This window comes from Mycolicibacterium hodleri, from assembly GCF_025822245.1.
In the GTDB taxonomy this organism is placed as follows: domain Bacteria; phylum Actinomycetota; class Actinomycetes; order Mycobacteriales; family Mycobacteriaceae; genus Mycobacterium; species Mycobacterium hodleri.
The window spans coordinates 23,441-40,700 of record NZ_JACKTL010000059.1; the positions used below are offsets into that span (position 1 = coordinate 23,441).

16 protein-coding genes are annotated in these 17,260 nt (G+C 67.0%); 10 read left to right on the forward strand and 6 right to left on the reverse strand.

Features of this window, described 5'->3' with window-relative positions; translation table 11 throughout:
* The first annotated feature begins 69 nt into the window (after nucleotides 1-69).
* Nucleotides 70-639, forward strand: coding sequence for a TetR/AcrR family transcriptional regulator (locus tag H7J06_RS24790; RefSeq protein WP_264042037.1), 570 nt, complete (start codon nucleotides 70-72; stop codon nucleotides 637-639).
* Nucleotides 640-672: 33 nt separating this feature from the next.
* Nucleotides 673-1,662, forward strand: a complete 990-nt coding sequence (locus tag H7J06_RS24795) for an NADPH:quinone reductase (RefSeq protein WP_264042039.1) — start codon at nucleotides 673-675, stop codon at nucleotides 1,660-1,662.
* Here H7J06_RS24795 and H7J06_RS24800 read toward each other — a convergent pair.
* A complete protein-coding gene (locus tag H7J06_RS24800; protein WP_264042041.1) occupies nucleotides 1,652-3,307 on the reverse strand; it encodes a SulP family inorganic anion transporter in 1,656 nt (551 codons plus the stop codon). The genes H7J06_RS24795 and H7J06_RS24800 overlap by 11 nt on opposite strands.
* A 323-nt stretch (nucleotides 3,308-3,630) precedes the next feature.
* On the opposite strand from H7J06_RS24800, the gene mgtA reads away from it, so the two are divergent.
* Complete coding sequence (gene mgtA / locus H7J06_RS24805) at nucleotides 3,631-6,261, forward strand: magnesium-translocating P-type ATPase (RefSeq protein WP_264042043.1); 2,631 nt, start codon at nucleotides 3,631-3,633, stop codon at nucleotides 6,259-6,261.
* Between the two features lie 31 nt (nucleotides 6,262-6,292).
* Here mgtA and H7J06_RS24810 read toward each other — a convergent pair whose 3' ends face one another.
* Both H7J06_RS24810 and H7J06_RS24815 read right to left on the reverse strand, forming a co-directional pair.
* Nucleotides 6,293-7,555: an MFS transporter gene (locus tag H7J06_RS24810; protein WP_264042045.1), complete on the reverse strand. Its 1,263-nt coding sequence runs from the start codon at nucleotides 7,553-7,555 to the stop codon at nucleotides 6,293-6,295.
* A 5-nt stretch (nucleotides 7,556-7,560) separates the two neighbouring features.
* Nucleotides 7,561-8,109, reverse strand: a complete 549-nt coding sequence (locus H7J06_RS24815) for a Chromate resistance protein ChrB (protein WP_264042046.1) — start codon at nucleotides 8,107-8,109, stop codon at nucleotides 7,561-7,563.
* A gap of 67 nt (nucleotides 8,110-8,176) precedes the next feature.
* Here H7J06_RS24815 and H7J06_RS24820 point away from each other — a divergent pair, with 67 nt between their 5' ends.
* The 5 genes from H7J06_RS24820 (at nucleotide 8,177) to H7J06_RS24840 (ending at nucleotide 13,054) form a co-directional block, all read left to right on the forward strand.
* A complete protein-coding gene (locus H7J06_RS24820; RefSeq protein ID WP_264042047.1) occupies nucleotides 8,177-8,650 on the forward strand; it encodes a DUF2231 domain-containing protein in 474 nt (157 codons plus the stop codon).
* Between the two features lie 385 nt (nucleotides 8,651-9,035).
* Nucleotides 9,036-9,545 carry a hypothetical protein gene (locus tag H7J06_RS24825; protein WP_264042048.1) on the forward strand — a complete coding sequence of 170 codons (510 nt, stop codon included), beginning with the start codon at nucleotides 9,036-9,038 and terminating at the stop codon, nucleotides 9,543-9,545.
* A 40-nt stretch (nucleotides 9,546-9,585) separates the two neighbouring features.
* Complete coding sequence (locus H7J06_RS24830) at nucleotides 9,586-10,656, forward strand: LLM class flavin-dependent oxidoreductase (protein WP_264042049.1); 1,071 nt, start codon at nucleotides 9,586-9,588, stop codon at nucleotides 10,654-10,656.
* 372 nt (nucleotides 10,657-11,028) lie between these two features.
* Nucleotides 11,029-11,646 carry a superoxide dismutase gene (locus H7J06_RS24835; protein ID WP_264042050.1) on the forward strand — a complete coding sequence of 206 codons (618 nt, stop codon included), beginning with the start codon at nucleotides 11,029-11,031 and terminating at the stop codon, nucleotides 11,644-11,646.
* 34 nt (nucleotides 11,647-11,680) lie between these two features.
* Complete coding sequence (locus H7J06_RS24840; RefSeq protein ID WP_264042052.1) at nucleotides 11,681-13,054, forward strand: PLP-dependent cysteine synthase family protein; 1,374 nt, start codon at nucleotides 11,681-11,683, stop codon at nucleotides 13,052-13,054.
* Between the two features lie 9 nt (nucleotides 13,055-13,063).
* On the opposite strand, the gene H7J06_RS24845 is transcribed toward H7J06_RS24840, so the two are convergent.
* Nucleotides 13,064-13,336: a hypothetical protein gene (locus tag H7J06_RS24845; RefSeq protein WP_264042053.1), complete on the reverse strand. Its 273-nt coding sequence runs from the start codon at nucleotides 13,334-13,336 to the stop codon at nucleotides 13,064-13,066.
* A gap of 56 nt (nucleotides 13,337-13,392) precedes the next feature.
* Here H7J06_RS24845 and H7J06_RS24850 point away from each other — a divergent pair, with 56 nt between their 5' ends.
* Nucleotides 13,393-13,641: a three-helix bundle dimerization domain-containing protein gene (locus H7J06_RS24850; protein WP_264042054.1), complete on the forward strand. Its 249-nt coding sequence runs from the start codon at nucleotides 13,393-13,395 to the stop codon at nucleotides 13,639-13,641.
* A 43-nt stretch (nucleotides 13,642-13,684) separates the two neighbouring features.
* Here the strand turns inward: H7J06_RS24850 and H7J06_RS24855 are convergent, their stop codons facing one another.
* Together H7J06_RS24855 and H7J06_RS24860 are read right to left on the reverse strand one after the other, a co-directional pair.
* Nucleotides 13,685-13,903 carry a hypothetical protein gene (locus tag H7J06_RS24855; RefSeq protein WP_264042055.1) on the reverse strand — a complete coding sequence of 73 codons (219 nt, stop codon included), beginning with the start codon at nucleotides 13,901-13,903 and terminating at the stop codon, nucleotides 13,685-13,687.
* 14 nt (nucleotides 13,904-13,917) lie between these two features.
* Nucleotides 13,918-14,196: an ANTAR domain-containing protein gene (locus tag H7J06_RS24860; RefSeq protein WP_264042056.1), complete on the reverse strand. Its 279-nt coding sequence runs from the start codon at nucleotides 14,194-14,196 to the stop codon at nucleotides 13,918-13,920.
* A 220-nt stretch (nucleotides 14,197-14,416) separates the two neighbouring features.
* Between H7J06_RS24860 and H7J06_RS24865 the strand changes: the two genes are divergently transcribed.
* Nucleotides 14,417-17,254 carry an aminotransferase class I/II-fold pyridoxal phosphate-dependent enzyme gene (locus H7J06_RS24865; protein ID WP_264042057.1) on the forward strand — a complete coding sequence of 946 codons (2,838 nt, stop codon included), beginning with the start codon at nucleotides 14,417-14,419 and terminating at the stop codon, nucleotides 17,252-17,254.
* Nucleotides 17,255-17,260 lie beyond the last annotated feature (6 nt).

The window sequence follows — 17,260 nt, forward strand, 5'->3', positions numbered from 1 at the left end:
TTTCCGCAGAATTCATGTACCGATCGGCACAACATTGACCATACGCGTACCGATCGGTACGGTCAAGGAGTGGCGCGCACACCAGACCCCGTCAAGCGGGCGGCCCTTCTGACCGACGTGGTCGACTACCTGGAGACCCGGGGCGTCAACGACCTGTCCCTGGCTCCCATGGCCGAAGCGCTCGGCACGAGCAAGCGAATGTTGTTGTACTACTTCGGCGATCGCGGGGAGCTGCTGGCCCAGGCTCTCGACGCCAGCAGGCCCAGGGTGGGGGAGATCTTTCACGACGTCGCGACGGCCGACCAGTTCTCCGACGCCGGGCGGGCCCTGTGGCGCGGCTTGACCCGGGGCGACCAGAAGCGCAGCGTACGAATGCTGCTGCAGGTACTCAGCCTCGCCACCACCGATCCGGAGACCTACGGCCCGTACGCCCGAACCGCGGTCGAGGTGATGCTCGACCCGATCGGCGACGCGCTCGAGGCGATTGGGTACGGGCGCCGCGAAGCACGCGTACGCGCGACGCTCGTCGTCTCCGGCCTCCGTGGCCTGTGCCAGGACCTGTTGGTCACCGGCCAGAGTGCGCGCGTGGACGCGGCCGCCGAGCTGGTCATCGCCGCCGCGACGGCAACTGGGCCGTGACTGTCGACCGAGTCCGAGAAGGGATGTCTTCTGATGCGTGCTGCGTGGTATGACCGACAGGGTGTCGCCGCCGAGGTGCTCGAGATCGGCAATCTGCCCGATCCGGAGCCAGATGTGGGCGAGGTTCGGGTGCGGTTGACCGTCTCGGGGGTCAACCCCGGCGACACCAAGAAGCGCAGCGGATGGCTCGGCACTCCAATGGCATTCCCGCGCGTCGTTCCGCACAGTGACGGCGCGGGGGTGGTCGACGGAGTCGGTGCCGGCGTCGACACGGACCGAATCGGGCAGCGGGTGTGGGTGTACGGCGCTCAGTCCTATCGGCCGTCTGGCACGGCTGCCGAGTTCACGGTGGTTCCCGCCGACCAAGCGGTGCCGCTACCCGCGGGCGTGTCAGACGAACTTGGCGCATGTCTCGGCATCCCCGGAATCACGGCGCACCGCTGTGTCTTCGGCGACGGGCCCGTGGCAGGCAAGGTCGTGCTCGTCCACGGCATCCTTGGCAACGTCGGCTCGATGGCCGCTGAGCTCGCCCGCTGGAACGGAGCGACGGTGGTAGGCACCGTACGGCGCTCCGAGGACGTCCCGGAAGTCGAACCACGGGTCTGTGATTCGGTCGTCGCATTGGACGGTCCGGATCCGGCAGCGGCGATCCGCGCCGTGGCCGGCGCCGTCGACCGAGTCGTCGAGGTGTCGCTGTCCGACAACGTCGACCTCGACGCGGCCGTCATCGCCAACGGCGCGGTGATCGCGGCGTATGCCAGCCGCGCCGACCGCCCCGGCATTCCGTTCTGGCCACTGCTGTTCGCCAATGCGTCCCTGCGAATGCTCGGCAGTGACGACTTTCCCCCGGCCGCGAAAGAAGCTGCGGCGCAAGACCTCACCAGAGCTGCGGCCGACGGTGCCCTGAAGCCCGGCATCTCCGCCCGCTACCCACTCTCCGACGTCGCACTCAGTCACGACCACGTAGACGCGGGATCCCGTGGACGCGTCCTCGTCGTGCACGCCGGCACGGTCAGGCCGTGACGACGTGGGAACGGGCGTGGACCACCGCGTCGTCCAGGGTGTCCATCAGATGGTTGTCGTGGCGCAGGGAGTCGAATATCCCGACGTTGGCCAGCAAGCTCAGATGTTCGGGTTGCACGCCCTTGATGATGACCGTGATGCCCCTGGCCTCGAGCTCGGTGGTGATCTCGGCCAGGGTGTGCGCGCCGGTGGCGTCGAGCATGCCGAGTTGGGACATCCGAATGATCACCACGGTGACGTGTTCGTGCTCTGCATCGACGATTGCGGTCGAGATCCGCTCGGCCACACCAAAGAACATCGCTCCGTCGAGGCGCAGTAGTGCGATCTGCTCGTCACCGGGCTGATGCGGGCCCGGCAGTTCCTCGCGGACCACGCTGCTGCGCCGCGCAACACTGCGCAGCGCGAACAACGCCGCGACGACGATACCGATCTCCACCGCTTCGATCAGGTCGAAGCACACGGTGACCACGGCGGTCATGACGAAGATCAACGCGTCCGAGCGCGTCGACCGCAAGACTTGACCCACAGTGGAGGCGGAGATCATCCGAAACGACGTCACCATCAGCACACCGGCCAACGCGGACAACGGGATCGACGCAACCGGACCGGTCGCCAGATACACCACGGCGAGCAGCACGAGCGAATGAACGATCGCCGACACCCGGGTTCGAGCCCCCGACCGAACGTTGACCGCGGTGCGGGCGATGGCGCCGGTGGCGGGCATGCCGCCAAAGGCCCCCGACGCGATCGACGCCAGGCCCTGACCGACCAGTTCGCGGTCGGGGTCGTAGGGACCGGTGGGGGACATGGTCGCCGCCACCCGTGCCGACAGCAGCGACTCGATGGCCGACAGCGCCGCGATGGCCACGGAGGCGCCGATCAGGGTCCGCACCGCGTCCACGTCGACGGTCGGAAGCACCGGCGCGGGCAGGCTGGACGGCAACTTGCCGATGCTCGCGACCGGCAGGTGGGCGACGTGGACCACGACGGTGGCGGCGACGACGGCGATGAGCGACGCCGGCATCCCACGGTGGATCCGCGGTAGCGCAACCATCGTCACCGCGACGAGGAGCACTACGCCGACGGTTTCGGCAACCGGGGTCCAGTCGCGACTCTCGGTCACGGTCGCGACGACGTCGTAGGCCGCAGGCAGGGTCCCCCGACCGGCCGGCGCCTGAATGCCGAGGGCGTTCGGGATCTGCTGCAGGAAGATGATGGCGGCGATCCCCAACGTGAACCCCTCGATGACCGGCCAGGGCAGGAAGGTCACCGCCCGTCCCAAGCCGGACGCTCCTGCGGCCACCACGATCAGCCCGGCCAGCACGGTGACCAGCGCGATGCTTCCCAGCCCGTGCGCGGCGACGATGGGGGCGAGGACCACCGCCATCGCGCCCGTCGGTCCGGACACCTGGACGTGAGATCCGCCGAAGACGGCGGCCACCACCCCGGCGACCACGGCGGTGATCAGCCCCGCTGCCGGCCCTACCCCCGAGCTGATGCCGAAGGCCAACGCGAGTGGAAGGGCGACCACGCCAACCGTGACCCCGGCCAGCACGTCGCGACGCCACGACTGCTTGAGCGAGGCGTAGTCGTCGCGGCGCGGGAGGAGGCGGCCGACCCTGGGCGGTATCACTGTGTCGGACAATGTCGTCCTCTCGGTTCAGGGCAGAGTTGACCGCGCGCAGTCGACGCTATGGGTCATGTTGCGTTGCGGTAAGGGGCTTTGGTCCCCGATCAGCTCGCGCACGGTCCCTCCGTCAATCGGTGCCGCAAGACCTTCCCGCAGGTGACCAATGGCCCACGCCCCCAGCGGGTGGTGGCCCCTACCGTGAGTCACACATGGCGCGAGAGACGTGAATCCGCGCGACCAACCTCTCCAAGGAGTCGTGACATGACCGCAGCCACCGCCCGTCGTGGGCTGATCGTCGGAGTCGACGGTTCGGCGCCCGTCGTCATCACTCGCACCTCGTGACGCGTTCCGCCGCGAATTCGTTGGCCCCACCCTCGCCCACGACGCCGGGCGTCGTCACCGCCGAGCGGGTCGCGTGCACGTCGGCCGATGAGGTCCTGGTCTGGTTGGACAGCACGAGGCAGGGGCTCAGCGGCACCGAGGCGGCCGCGCGGCTGACGAGCCACGGTCCCAACGCCGTTCGCACCCACGAGGTCAGCGCGCTTGCGGTACTCGGACGTCAACTGCGCAGCGCCCTGCTGATCCTGTTGGCGGGCACGGCCGTCCTGTCGTACTTCCTCGGCGACGGCACGCAGGCGGTCATCATCGGCGTCATCCTGGTGGCCAGCATCGGGCTGGGATTCTTCAACGAATACCGGGCCGAACGCATGGCGGCGCACCTGCATTCATCGCTGCGCCACACCACCATGGTGCGCCGGGATGGGCGGTTCACGACGGTCGACGTCGTCGAACTGGTGCCCGGCGACGTCGTCCGGTTGGGGTTGGGCGAAGTCGTGCCGGCCGACGTACGCCTTCTCGAGGTGTCCGGTCTGGAGTGCGACGAGAGCATCCTCACCGGCGAGTCCAGCGCGGCCGAGAAGTGGTCCGAGACGACGAAAACCGGTGTTGGTCTGGCCGATTCGACCGACCTGGCCTTCATGGGCACCATCGTCAGTGCCGGCGAGGGGTCCGGGGTGGTCTTCGCGACCGGGGCGGACGCCCAATTCGGCCGGATCGCCGCTGGGCTCGGCACCCGCCAGCCGGAGACCGCCTTTCAGGAGGGTCTGCGTCGTTTCTCCTACCTGTTGCTGTGGGTTGCGGTGACGCTGACGGCGGTCATCTTGGTCACCAACGTGCTCTTGCAGCGCTCGATCATCGACTCGGTGCTGTTCGCCCTGGCGATCGCCGTCGGCATCACCCCCCAACTACTGCCCGCCGTGGTCAGCACCAGCCTGGCGACGGGCGCGGGTCGGCTCGCGAAGCTCAAGGTCCTGGTCAAGCGATTGGTGTGCATCGAAGACCTCGGTGACATCGACGTGCTGATCACCGACAAGACCGGCACGTTGACCGACGGGCACATCACCTTGGTCGACGCGTTGGACCCCGACGGCCATTCCGCCGACCCGGTCCTTCATCTGGGACTGTTGGCGACCGCGGTCGACCCCGACACGGGTGGGGGATCGGGCAATGCGCTGGACGCCGCGCTCTGGGAGTCCCCACGAGCGCGCGACGTCGCGGTCGCCGCCCTTCCGCTGGTCGCGACGCGACCGTTCGACCACACCCGGCGGGCAGCTTCGGCGCTGGTGGGCGACGGCGCCCGACGGGTGCTGATCGTCAAGGGTGCGCCGGAGCAGGTGATGGCCACGTGTGTCGGGGTGCCCAGCGCTGCGGAATCGACCTTGGAAGCGCTCTTCGCCGACGGTCGACGCGTGGTCGCCGTGGCCAGCAAGCCGGCCCCCGGCTTGTCGAGCATCGCCGCGGAAGACGAGTCCGAGCTGACGCTGGAGGGGTTCTTGGTCTTCGCCGACGAGCCGAAGGCCGCCGCCCGGGAGTCCTTGGCCCGGCTGGCCGGACTGGGCATCGAGGTCAAGGTCGCCACCGGCGACAATCCGCGCGTGGCCGAACGCGTCTGCGCGGACTTGGGTTTGGTCAGCAAGGGCACGGTCACCGGGGCCGAACTGGATCAGCTCGAGGACGGTGCGTTCGACGACCGGGTGCGCAACTGCACGATCTTCGCCAGGATTTCCCCCGAGCACAAGGCACGGCTCGTCACGTCGGCTCGGCGGAACGGCCGTTCGGTCGGCTTCCTCGGTGACGGCGTCAACGACGCGCTGGCGCTGCACGCCGCCGACGTCGGCATCTCGGTGGACACGGCGACCGACGTGGCCAAGGACGCCGCCGACGTCGTGCTGTTGGAGAAGGATCTCGGGGTGTTGGCGAGCGGAGTGGCCGAGGGCCGCCGCATCTTTGCCAACACCATCAAGTACGTCCTGATGGGCACCTCCAGCAACTTCGGCAACATGTTCAGCGCTGCGGCGGCCTCGGCGGTGCTGAGCTTCCTGCCGATGCTGCCGAGCCAGATCCTGTTGAACAACCTGCTCTATGACAGCTCCCAGCTCGCGATCCCGACCGACCGGGTGGACGAGGAACAGCTCCAGGCCCCCGCGCACTGGAACATCGCATTCATCCGCCGGTTCATGCTGACGTTCGGACCCATCAGTTCGCTGTTCGACTTCATCACCTTCGGCCTGATGCTCGGTGTCCTACACGCGGGCCCGGTCGAGTTCCGCACCGGGTGGTTCGTGGAATCCCTTGCCACCCAAACACTGATCATCTTCGCGATCCGCACACGACGCATCCCGTTCTATCGCAGCCGACCCGGCATCGTGTTGACGGCGGCGACCTTCACGGTGATCGGCGTCGGGGTTGCCCTGACGTTGTCCCCACTGGCGACGGCATTGGGCTTCACCCCGCTGCCGTTGGCGTTCTTCGCCGCCCTGGCGGTGATGGCCCTGCTGTACCTGGTGCTCGTCGAGGTGACGAAGAAGGTGTTCTACGCCGATTCGGCGCCTGGCCGCGACCGTCGACGCACCCGCGGCCACGAGCACCGGATCCACCGGCGCGCTGCACGATTCAGCCATGCGGGGTGAACCGAATAGGTACGTCGGGATGAGGGAGTGGTCAACCAGGGGTGCGCTGCGTGCCCGGTGAGCGTTCCGCACGCCGACGAAGGAACGCCATGCCGAGTGCGACGGCGACGGCACTGGTCTGGACGACGGCCACGAATGCCAGGAGCGCACCGGGCAACTCCTCGTACAGCCATCCGGTGACGGCTCCGCCGGCCGCCGTTGCGGCGCCGAGGCCGGCGGCGAACACCCCGTAGGCGGTGGCGCGGCGAGGCGACGGAACGAGATCCGCGACGACGGCGCGCAGAGTCGATTCCTGAATTCCGACTGCCGCACCCCACAGGAGTGCTCCGATGACGACTGACGGCACGTGGCCGCCAAAGGCGAAGATCGGGATCAGTGCCGAGATGATGGGCAGCGCGGCAAGCGTTTTCGGGCCAATGCGATCGTAGGCCCAGCCAGATGCCAGTGCGGCGACGGCGTCCGCGCCCATCGCGGCGGCGTAGACGAGGGGGACCGCGGCGGCCGACAGGATGCCGTCCGTGACCATGTGGAATGACAGCACCCCGAACGTCGAGAATCCGATCATGGTGGTCGCCGTGAAGGCGCAGTACGCCCAGAAGGCGGCAGGCAACGGCGCCCGTCCTGGGCCTCGCGCATCGTGCCCCGCGTCCGTCACCGACGGGGTCGCGTGGGGCCGGGCTGTCTCGTAACCGGCGGGTTCCGGGACCCGGAGCAAGAGCCAGACGAGTAGCGCGAGCGCGGCAACACCGGGAATCGCAAGCACGCCCAGCGCAGGGGCGTAGTCGTCACCCGTCGCCGCCAACACGCCCGCCACCGTCACGGGACCGACGACGGCGCCGATCTGGTCCATCGCCTCGTGGACGGCGAAACCTCGGCCGCGGCCGGTCACGGCTGTCGCATGCGAGAGCAGGGTGTCCTTGGCAGGGCTGCGAACCGCCTTGCCGATTCGCTCGGTGATCACCAATGCACCTGCGGCCCAAAGTGTCCCGGCGATTCCGAGGAACGGCACGGTGACGATGGTCAGGGTGTAACCGGCGATCGTCCACGCCCAAAACCGCTGCGTGCGGTCGGTCAACGGGCCGGACACCAGACGCAGGGCGAGCGCGGCGGCCTCCCCGACGCCGGTGACCACTCCGACGACCAACGCGGTGGCGCCAAGGGAAGCCAGCAGGGGGCCGGTGATGGAACGGGCACCTTCGTAGACGAAGTCGGCGAGCAAACTGATCGTGCCGAAGGTGGTGATGAACCGCCACGCACTCAGTTGCGGTGCGGCCGGCTCACGTCCAGACGGCATCCGGATCACATCTCGTGAAGCGCAGCGAACACCCGCTCGGTGTAGTCGGTCAGCCGTTCGGTGCAGTGCTTCAATTGCTGACCCGCCTCGGCGGCGTTGGATGCACTGAAGACGTCGCGGGCGGTGAGCTCGCGATGCCAGCGTCGCAGTCGCTCCAAGCTTTGCTCTTCTTCTTCGAGCTCGGCAAGGGTGAACTTGCGGATGCGGATCTCCTTGGTGATCTCCGCATCGAACTTCGCGCAGTCCGAGAGGAATTCGACCCATTCGTCGTGTCGCTCGGCGGTGAACAGAGCCTCGAGCCGTGCCGCGTCGGTCTCGCCGCGACCCGCGGCGGTCAACACGACCACCTCACCGTCCCCGCGGTCGGCCAACTCGATCGTGCGGGTGATGCCGTCGGCGAACACCGGCGCGTCCGGGACGATCCACGCGCCCTGACCCAGCGACACGGCGCCCACGCGCCGAAGTTCGCGCCATACGGCGACGCGGTGGCGCGTCGGTTCCGCCGGGACCCGCACCACGAGTACCAGCCATCGCACGAGGTCTGCATCCGCCACGGGTGTGAGTGTAGCGGCTGTTACAGTTGGATGAGTATCCAACGTTTCTGCTGAATGAGGAGTCGGCATGACGACCATCAATGGTCTTCCCGCCCATGCATTGCTGGTTCACTTCATCGTCGTGCTGGCTCCGCTGACCGCCGTCCTGGCGATCGCGTGTGCCGTCTGGAGGCCGGCGCGGCAGCGGTTGGTATGGCTGGTGTTCACGCTCTCGATAGTCACGTCGGTTCTGACACCCATCACCACGCAGGCAGGGGAGTGGTTGGAGCACCGTTCTGGACGTTCACCCCTGCTTCACGCACACACCGAGCTGGGGGACACGATGATTTACTTCTCGCTGTCTCTCGTGCTTGCGGCCCTGTTGCTGGCCGTCGTCCACATTCGCGAGACCCGGGGGCAGTCGATGAATGCCGTCGCCCTTTGGGCCGTTGCGATCGTGGTGATCATCGCGAGCGTTGCGACGACGGTGCAGGTCTACCGCATCGGTGACTCCGGTGCGAAGTCGGTCTGGGCTCAGGACGCGGACGGTCAAGCGCCCTAGTCGCGGTGGCCTTGCGCTGGCCACCCCTCCATGACCGCCCGGCGGTCTCCTCGACGTCCTCACTCGTGAGAGAGATCGTAAGCTCGGTCAAGTGATTGACGCCGGCCACGGTTGGACTGCGGTCGACGACGTCGTCGCCCGTGGGGTTGTCGGTGTCACGTGGGTCGAATCCCTGACCCACGGTCGCCTCCGACGATGGGCCGCTGTCAAGCACACGCGCTTCGCGGTTCTCGCGGAGTGAGCGCTGCCAGTCGGTTCCCCGCGTCCAGGTCGACGAACGTCGACCGCGCGGTACCCAGCCGACGATCCCGCCCGTTCGCCGGACGTTTCAATCCGTGCGACCGGAAGCCTGGTTCGTCCCCACTGGGTGAGCATCATTGAGGCGGTGACCGTCACCGAAACCGCGCCGTCCGCCGCTGGCCCCATTGCGGAGGTTCCGGGCCAGCGGCCCATCGTCGTCAGCGGCACCAGCCCGCTGGCCGATGGCTTCCGCAGCCGTTTCTTCACCGAGGACGACTACCGCAGGCTCCACGCCCGCGCGCCCCGTTATGACGCCGAGAACTCCTTCTTCGCCGAGGATTTCGCCGACCTCGTCAAGGCTCACCATCTCAGGGCGCCATTGCCAGAGCGGCTTGGCGGAGCCGGCCTGACGCTCGCCGAACTGGCAGTCGAGCAGGACATCTCGCCTATTGGGCGCCTGCGACCGCGCTCGCCGTCAACATCGGAATTCACGCCCAAGACGACTCCGATCCCCGTCATGGTCGGGGCGTCGTCGGTGTCCCGTCGTCACGAACTCGAACGGCTGTACCGCGACGTGCGTACCGGGTCGCTGCACCCGCCGAACACCGATGCCGTCCTCGAGGCGCTCGGCGCCGTGGCGCTCGGCCAGGGATGACCCGTCACGCCGTGCCATGCCCGGTCGGGGAGGTCCTGACGTGAAGTTCCTGTTGCTGACACTCATCGCACACACCTCGAATCCGCTGACGGGGGAGAAGAAGAGTCCCGCCGATCGCCTGCGTGACGTCGTCGACGAGGCCGTGCTCGCCGAGGAACTGGGATTCGACGACTACGCCGTAGGCGAACGGCACGAGGATCCGTTCATCTCGTCGTCGCCGCCGGTGGTGCTGAGCAACATCGCGGCGCGAACGTCGACGATCTCGCTCTTCACTGCCGTGACGACGCTGAGTCTGCTCGACCCGGTCCGCGCCTTCGAGGACTACTCGACGTTGGACAACCTGTCTGGTGGTCGCCTGGAACTGATCATCGGCAAGGGCAACGGTGCGGCGCAGGCGGAGTTGTTCCACGTCACCACCGACGATCAGTGGGATCGCAACCGCGAGGGCTATGAATTGTTCCGCTTGTTGTGGGAACGCGATCAGGTGACCTGGTCCGGCCGGTTCCGGCCGCCCCTGGTGAACGCCAAGGCGCTGCCCCGGCCGCTGCAGCCCCGCATCCGAATCTGGCACGGCAGTGCCACCAGCGCCGACTCCGTCGAACTGGCCGCTCGGCACGGCGACCCGCTCTTCTCGGCAAACGTCACCTACCCCGTCGAGCCCTACGCCGACTTGGTGCGGCACTACCGGCAGCGCTGGGAGTTCTACGGCCGCCCGCCGGCGGAGGCGCTGGTGGGCGCGGGGACGGCCGGCTTCCACGTCGCCCCGACGTCACAGGAAGCGATCCGGGCGTATCGTCCGATCTTCGAGGCGCGGCTGACGGCGCAACGCCGGGGCGGACTTCCCGTGGTCTTCGAATCCATCGACGATCTCGTCGAGCGAAGCTCCGCGCTGATCGGCAGCCCACAGCAGGTGGTCGACAAGGTGGGCCGCTATCACGAGCAACTGGGCCACGAGGTGATGCATCTCAGCGCCGACGCCGACGGTCTGCCACCGGGCCACCAACGCCGCAGCCTCGAGCTGTTCCAGGCTGAGGTGGCTCCCGTTCTGCGCGAACGGTTTCCCAGCCGGGCACTGATCGCGGAGGCCACCCCCAGAGAGGCCCTCGCGTGAGACCGGGGACGACGATTCATGCTCGCCCCGCCCTCGCCCAGCGTGACACGACGATGACCCGAGGTTGCGCCAGTCCGCCGTTCAACCAGCCGATTGATCACGAAATGCGCAGTCCGAATGCGGTTTACACGTTCGTCGGACGTTCTACTGTGGGTGATCAGAGACGTGCCGGCGTGGCTCACCCCGCTTCCGGATTCATCGGCTCGTCGTCCGTCGTGTCGACCTTCGTTAGGTTCGTGGCGAGGGAAACGGTCGAGCGCGACGCGGGTCGGTCGTAGCGTCGGTACGGGATGAGGCAGGTCGCCGCGCGACGGCCGCCGCCCAGTCATCTCCGGTTCACTCCGAGACCGACGACGACACGAAAGGGATCTCATGGCCGACTACACCTTGCCAGACCTCGACTACGACTACGGGGCACTGGAACCCCACATCTCCGGTGAGATCAACGAGATTCACCACGGCAAGCATCACGCCACCTACGTCAAGGGCGTCAACGACGCCGTCGCCAAGCTCGAGCAGGCGCGCGCCGACGACGACCATGCCGCGATCTTCCTCAACGAGAAGAACCTGGCCTTCCATCTCGGCGGTCACGTCAACCATTCCATCTGGTGGAAGAACCTGTCTCCCAACGGTGGTGACAAGCCCACCGGCGAATTGGCCGCGGCGATCGACGACCACTTCGGGTCGTTCGACAAGTTCCGGGCGCAGTTCACCGCCGCCGCCAACGGACTTCAGGGCTCGGGCTGGGCCGTCCTGGGTTACGACCCGCTGGGCCGGCGGCTGCTCACCTTCCAGCTCTACGACCAGCAGGCCAACGTACCGCTCGGAATCGTCCCTCTGCTGCAGGTCGACCTGTGGGAGCACGCCTACTATCTGCAGTACAAGAACGTGAAGGCCGACTACGTCAAGGCCTTTTGGAACGTCGTGAACTGGGCCGACGTACAAGAAAGATTCGCCGCGGCGAGCACGACGCAGGCCCTCGTATTCTGACTGCGACAGCATGTCTCGAGGAGGGGTTGGTGGCGTGGTCGAGCTGGACGTAGGACAACCGACCCTGGCGGGTGTCGCCCATGGCTCGATCACCGATGCGATCGGCAACACGCCATTGGTCAGACTCAACGGCGCTGCCCGTGGCGTCGACGTTCTTCTGAAGCTCGAATATCTCAATCCCGGTGGCAGCGTCAAGGATCGAGCCGCCCGCGCCATGGTGCTGGCGGCCGAAGCCGACGGATCCTTGCAACCGGGCGGGACGATCGTCGAGGGCACGTCGGGGAACACGGGGATCGGTTTGGCGCTGATCGCGGCCGCGCGGGGCTACCGCGTGATCGCCGTGCTTCCCGACAAGACCAGCGCCGACAAAATCGACTTCCTGCGCGCGCTGGGCGCCGACGTCGTCGTCACCGCCTCGAGTAGACCCGTCGGACACCCCGAGCACGTCCGTACCCTGGCCCGCCGCATTGCGACCGACACCCCCGGCGGCTGGCTCGCCGACCAGTACGACAACCCGGCGAACCCGCGCGCGCACTTCGACACCACGGGACCGGAACTGTGGCACCAGACCGGAGGCGCGATCACCCACCTGGTTGCTGGCGTCGGCACCGGGGGAACCATCACCGGGACCGGTGAGTACCTCAAGGCGATCTCGGAGGGACGGGTACGCGTCGTCGGGGCCGATCCGTCGTCCTCGCGGTACTCCGGTGGCGACGGGCGCGCCTACTACGTCGAATCGGTGGGCCACTATGTGCATCCCGAGTCCGACGGTGACGTCTGGCCGTTGTCGTATCACCCGGAGGTGGTCGACGAGTTCGTCACGGTCGACGACCGCGAGGCGCTCGACACCGCTCGACTGGTGGCCGCCACGGATGGCATCTTCATGGGCGGCTCGGGCGGGGTGGCCGTGGCGGCGGCGCGGACGCTGGCTCAACGGGTACCGCATGGGTCGGTGATCGCAGTCGTCATTCCCGATTCCGGGCGCAACTACTTGGCCAAGTACTACAACCGTTCGTGGCTGGCGCGGTGGGGCTTCGACGGCGATGCGCCGGCCGTCGCCGAGCTGGTCCCGTCCCACGAGTACGTCGGCGTGCCAATCGATTCCACCGTCGGGGATGCTCGGAGACGGGCTGACGGCCTGCCCGCACTTCCCGTTCACGTTCGGCGCGACGGTGCAACCGTGGTGGCCGCGGAGATACTGGGTTCCATCGATCTGGACGCCACCCGTTCGCTGCCGTCGCATGCCGCGGTCCGGGACCACCTCGGTCTGGTGCCAGCCCTTGCCGGCATCGGTGAAAGCGCGGCCGCGGTGAAGGACCGCGCCGCAAGCGCGCGCTCACCGATCGTGGTGCTCGTGCGGGACGGCATCGCCGTGGCGACCACGCGCGCCGACACGCTGGGTGGCTGACCGGTCCCGTCAGGCGTCGGCCTGGTCGAGCGCGAAGGGGCGCTGACACCTCAGCGTCTCGGGATAACGCCGATGCAAACCGTCGATGAGTCGGTGGGCTTCGTACAGGTCTCGGCGCAACTCGGACTGCTGGCGGTGCACGTGGGCAATTCCTCGCGCCGAGCGGCGCCGATTTCGTCGCTCGACGATCTCGATCTTCCGGGACACCTTTTCGACGTGAAGGCGAAGTTCTTCGAGGAGTGCTCTCGCCTGTGCGGCCTCGGCCTCGGCGTCGTCGGGCATGTGGGCATCGTCTCATCGATTTCTAATGTTCGCTCGCCGACCTGGGTTTTGGTGTCGTGGAGGTGAACGACGGGTTGACGGTGCCCGTCTGTGAGCGCATGATTCGCGTCATGGCCAGCTTGAGTGAACAGGCGGCGCTCGATCAGTTGGTGGAGCGCCTGAGCAGCACCTATACCGAACTACCCGCCGATCGGATTCAGTCCGCGATGCTAAGTGTGCAGGCGAGGTTCGAAGACAGCAAGATTCGCGACTTCGTGCCGCTACTGGTGGAACGCAGGGTGCGCGCCGAGCTGGCTAACAAGTAGCTGTCGGGGACACCATTCCGGTGCGGCCACTTGGCGCAACGGGTCAGCCAACCGCCCCGTATTCGGACTGAAACGCGTCGTACGCGACGGCGATCAGTGTCGCCGCGGCCTCTGGATGTTCACGGGCAATCGCTTCGATCGCCGCGGAGGTATTCACGCCGAGGTCGGCAGACCGGCCCGGAAAGTACCCCTCGGTGATGGCTCGGATCAACGCCTGTTCGAAGGTCGATCGGGCATTACCGGCAGTCGTCTCGTCGTGCATTCGATTCGCCCGTCTCACCGTGCGACGGCGGCCGAGGCCACCCGCGCTGCCAATAGATGACCCCAGACCAGGGCTGCCTCGGTCTGATGGGCAACTGCCTCGCCCTTGCCGCCGACCAGATGCGCCAGTGCCGTAGCCAGCGCCCCCGGACCGATGCCGGTCTCGTGTACGGCCTTCACCAGATCGTCGAACGCGTCACGCTCGGAACATCCGCGCAGTCCCATCAGGATTCCGATGGCCAGGTCGATCATGCGTCGCGAGGACGGGTCGCCGCGCCGGCTCGGTTCGGTCATCGCGTCGTCCCTGCGGTCGTCGTCTGCACCGGTCCTGTGTAGCTCGCGCAGATGAACGCGGGTTGTCCTGCGGATGTCGTGTCGTCCGTCGCGAACAGCGGTGGTCATCGAATCGGCGTGTGCCGTTTGGTTCGTGGCCACCGGGAGGCATTGGCAGCACTCGATATTGGATGCAGCGCGCGGCACGGCAGGCCGTGCCGCACCGATGTGGAGGTCGGCAATGTCGCAGGATTCGCAGCACGCGTACAACAGCGTTTGGCAGCTTCGAGGCGACGCGTGGTGCCGGCTGGAGGAAGCCGCCGACCGGCTGACGCGCACCACCACCACCGGTGAGCTCAAGGACGAGTACGTCGCCAGGTGCGGGGAGCTGCTCGCCGCGCTGACCCCGTTGGAGCCCTACTGGGCCTATCCGGGCACACCGCAGTTCGCAAGGGTGGCACGGCATTTCACCGCTGGCCACTACGACAAGTTCGCCCATGCGGTGGCTCGCATCAACCGTGCCCTCACCACCGAGTCGTACCGCAGTGGAGAGCTGGACACCGCGGGCCTCGACGACACCGACATGTTTCCGGCCGACCCCCGAACCTTGGAGCAGCAACCCCTCGGCAACACCGAGCAGCTCTACTTCGAGGTACTGGTCGTCGAGAAGATGACCGAGGCGCAGGAACGTGCGCTGCGCAAGGAAGTTCGCGGTTGGCGCCGGCCGGACGACCAGTTCCTCTACGAACTGGTGATCGTCGCCAGCGGCGACGAGGCGTTGATCGCCGCACGGCTGAACGTCAACCTGCAGGCCGTCGTCATCCGCCGTCGCTTCTCCCATCAGTCCACCCGCGACCTGCGCACGCTGGCCGACTTCGTCGACACCCGGGTCTCCGAGGAACTCGACGACCACAAGTCGCCCGACGAACGTGCCCAGATCTTGGCGGCGTCACTGCGGGAGCTACGTCCCGAACTCGACATGTACCTCATGACCGAAATCGACGTCGAACAGATCGCCGGTCGCCTCGGTCCCTTCTTTCGTCGCGTCTTCCACGCCCGTGAGGGTGTCCTGGAACTGCACCTGTCGATCCTGCAGGGCGTGGCCGACCGGTACCGGACCCCGTTCTTCAGTGCGCTGAAGCAGTACAGCCATCGGCCCACCGGCGTGTTCCACGCCCTGCCCATCAGTCAAGGCAAGTCGATCGTCAACTCGCACTGGATCAAGGACATGGTCGGCTTCTACGGCCTCGACGTGTTCATGGCCGAAACATCGGCCACCTGTGGAGGTTTGGACTCGCTTCTCGAGCCGACGGGCCCGTTGCGCGAGGCCCAACAGCTGGCCGCCGAGGCGTACGGCAGTCGCCACACCTTCTTCGTCACCAACGGCACGTCGACGGCGAACAAGATCGTCACGCAGTCGTTGGTGGCTCCCGGCGACATCGTCCTGTTGGACCGCAACTGCCATCAGTCCCATCACTACGGGATGATGATGGCTGGCGCCAACGTCGTCTACCTCGAGGCGTATCCGCTGGCCGACTACACCATGTACGGTGCCGTTCCGCTGCGCGAGATCAAGTCGAAGTTGTTGGCGCTCAGGGCTGCCGGCAAAATCGACCGGGTCAAGATGATCTCGCTGACCAACTGCACGTTCGACGGCATCGTCTACGACGTCGAACGCGTGATGGAGGAGTGTCTGGCCATCAAGCCGGATCTGGTCTTCCTCTGGGACGAGGCGTGGTTTGCGTTTGCCCGCTTCCATCCGGTGTACCGGGGTCGAACCGCGATGGCCGCGGCCCGCACACTGCGCGACAAGCTGGCGAGCGAAGAGTACCGCCGAGGGTACGACGCCGAATTCGTGCACACCGCCACCGCCGGAACCTCTGACGACGAACTGCTGAACGCCAGGCTGCGTCCCGACCCCGCCAATGCCCGTGTCCGCGTCTACGCCACGCAGTCGACGCACAAGACACTGACGTCCCTGCGGCAGGGCTCGATGATCCACGTCTTCGACCAGGACTTCGAGCAGAAGGTCGCCGAGGCATTCCACGAGGCCTACATGGCTCACACCTCCACCTCGCCGAACTATCAGATCCTGGCCTCGCTGGACCTCGGCCGGCGCCAGGTGGCGCTCGAGGGCGTCGAGCTGGTCCAGCGCCAGATCGAGAACGCCATGCAGCTCCGCGACGCCATCGACGACCATCCGCTGCTGAGCAGGTACATGGTGTGCTTGCGAACCTCGGATTTGATTCCCGACGACTTCCGGGACTCGCACATCGCGCAGCCGCTGCGCTCTGGTCTGAAGAACATGATGACCGCCTGGGGCAGTGACGAATTCGTGCTCGACCCGTCGCGCATCACGCTGTCGATCGGCCGCACCGGCTATGACGGTGACACCTTCAAGCGTGAGCAGTTGATGGACCGCCACGGCGTGCAGATCAACAAGACCTCGCGCAACACGGTGCTGTTCATGACCAACATCGGCACGACCCGCAGCTCGGTCGCGTTCCTGGTCGAGGTGCTGGTCAAGATCGCTGGTGAACTCGACGAAGCGATCGGCGAGATGGGCCTCGGCGAGCGCAGCCGGTTCGAACGCAAGGTGCGCAGCCTCACGACCAGCTCGGCGGCGATGCCGAACTTCAGCGGCTTCCACGAGGTGTTCCGTGACCACAGTGGAGCCCGGCCTACGCCGGAGGGTGACGTCCGGCGAGCCTTCTACCTGTCCTACGACGACACCAACTGCGAGTACCTCACCGGTGACGAAGTCTTCGACCGGCTCGACAACGACCTCGACGTCGTATCGGCAACCTTCGTCACGCCCTACCCGCCCGGATTTCCCGTGTTGGTTCCCGGTCAGCTCTTCAGTCGCGAGATCCTCACCTTCATCCGTGACCTCGACACACCCGAGATCCACGGCTACACCCCGGACGTGGGCTATCGCGTCTACACCCAGAAGGCCATCGAGATGTGCGGTCCCGCGGCCGCGCCCACGGCCGACGGAGACCCGGTCTCCACGTCGGGTAACGCCGACGCCGCGGGACCCGTTGGCGACGTGTCCCACTTGCCGGGCACGGGGCTCTGAGGACCG

Bases quoted from the DNA above. Each gene is read 5' to 3' on its own strand.
- H7J06_RS24810 (WP_264042045.1), bottom strand. From the start codon at position 7,555: ATGCCGTCTGGACGTGAGCCGGCCGCACCGCAACTGAGTGCGTGGCGG.
- H7J06_RS24845 (WP_264042053.1), bottom strand. From the start codon at position 13,336: ATGCCCGACGACGCCGAGGCCGAGGCCGCACAGGCGAGAGCACTCCTC.
- H7J06_RS24855 (WP_264042055.1), bottom strand. From the start codon at position 13,903: ATGCACGACGAGACGACTGCCGGTAATGCCCGATCGACCTTCGAACAG.
- H7J06_RS24795 (WP_264042039.1), top strand. From the start codon at position 673: ATGCGTGCTGCGTGGTATGACCGACAGGGTGTCGCCGCCGAGGTGCTC.
- H7J06_RS24860 (WP_264042056.1), bottom strand. From the start codon at position 14,196: ATGACCGAACCGAGCCGGCGCGGCGACCCGTCCTCGCGACGCATGATC.
- H7J06_RS24835 (WP_264042050.1), top strand. From the start codon at position 11,029: ATGGCCGACTACACCTTGCCAGACCTCGACTACGACTACGGGGCACTG.
- H7J06_RS24820 (WP_264042047.1), top strand. From the start codon at position 8,177: ATGACGACCATCAATGGTCTTCCCGCCCATGCATTGCTGGTTCACTTC.
- H7J06_RS24865 (WP_264042057.1), top strand. From the start codon at position 14,417: ATGTCGCAGGATTCGCAGCACGCGTACAACAGCGTTTGGCAGCTTCGA.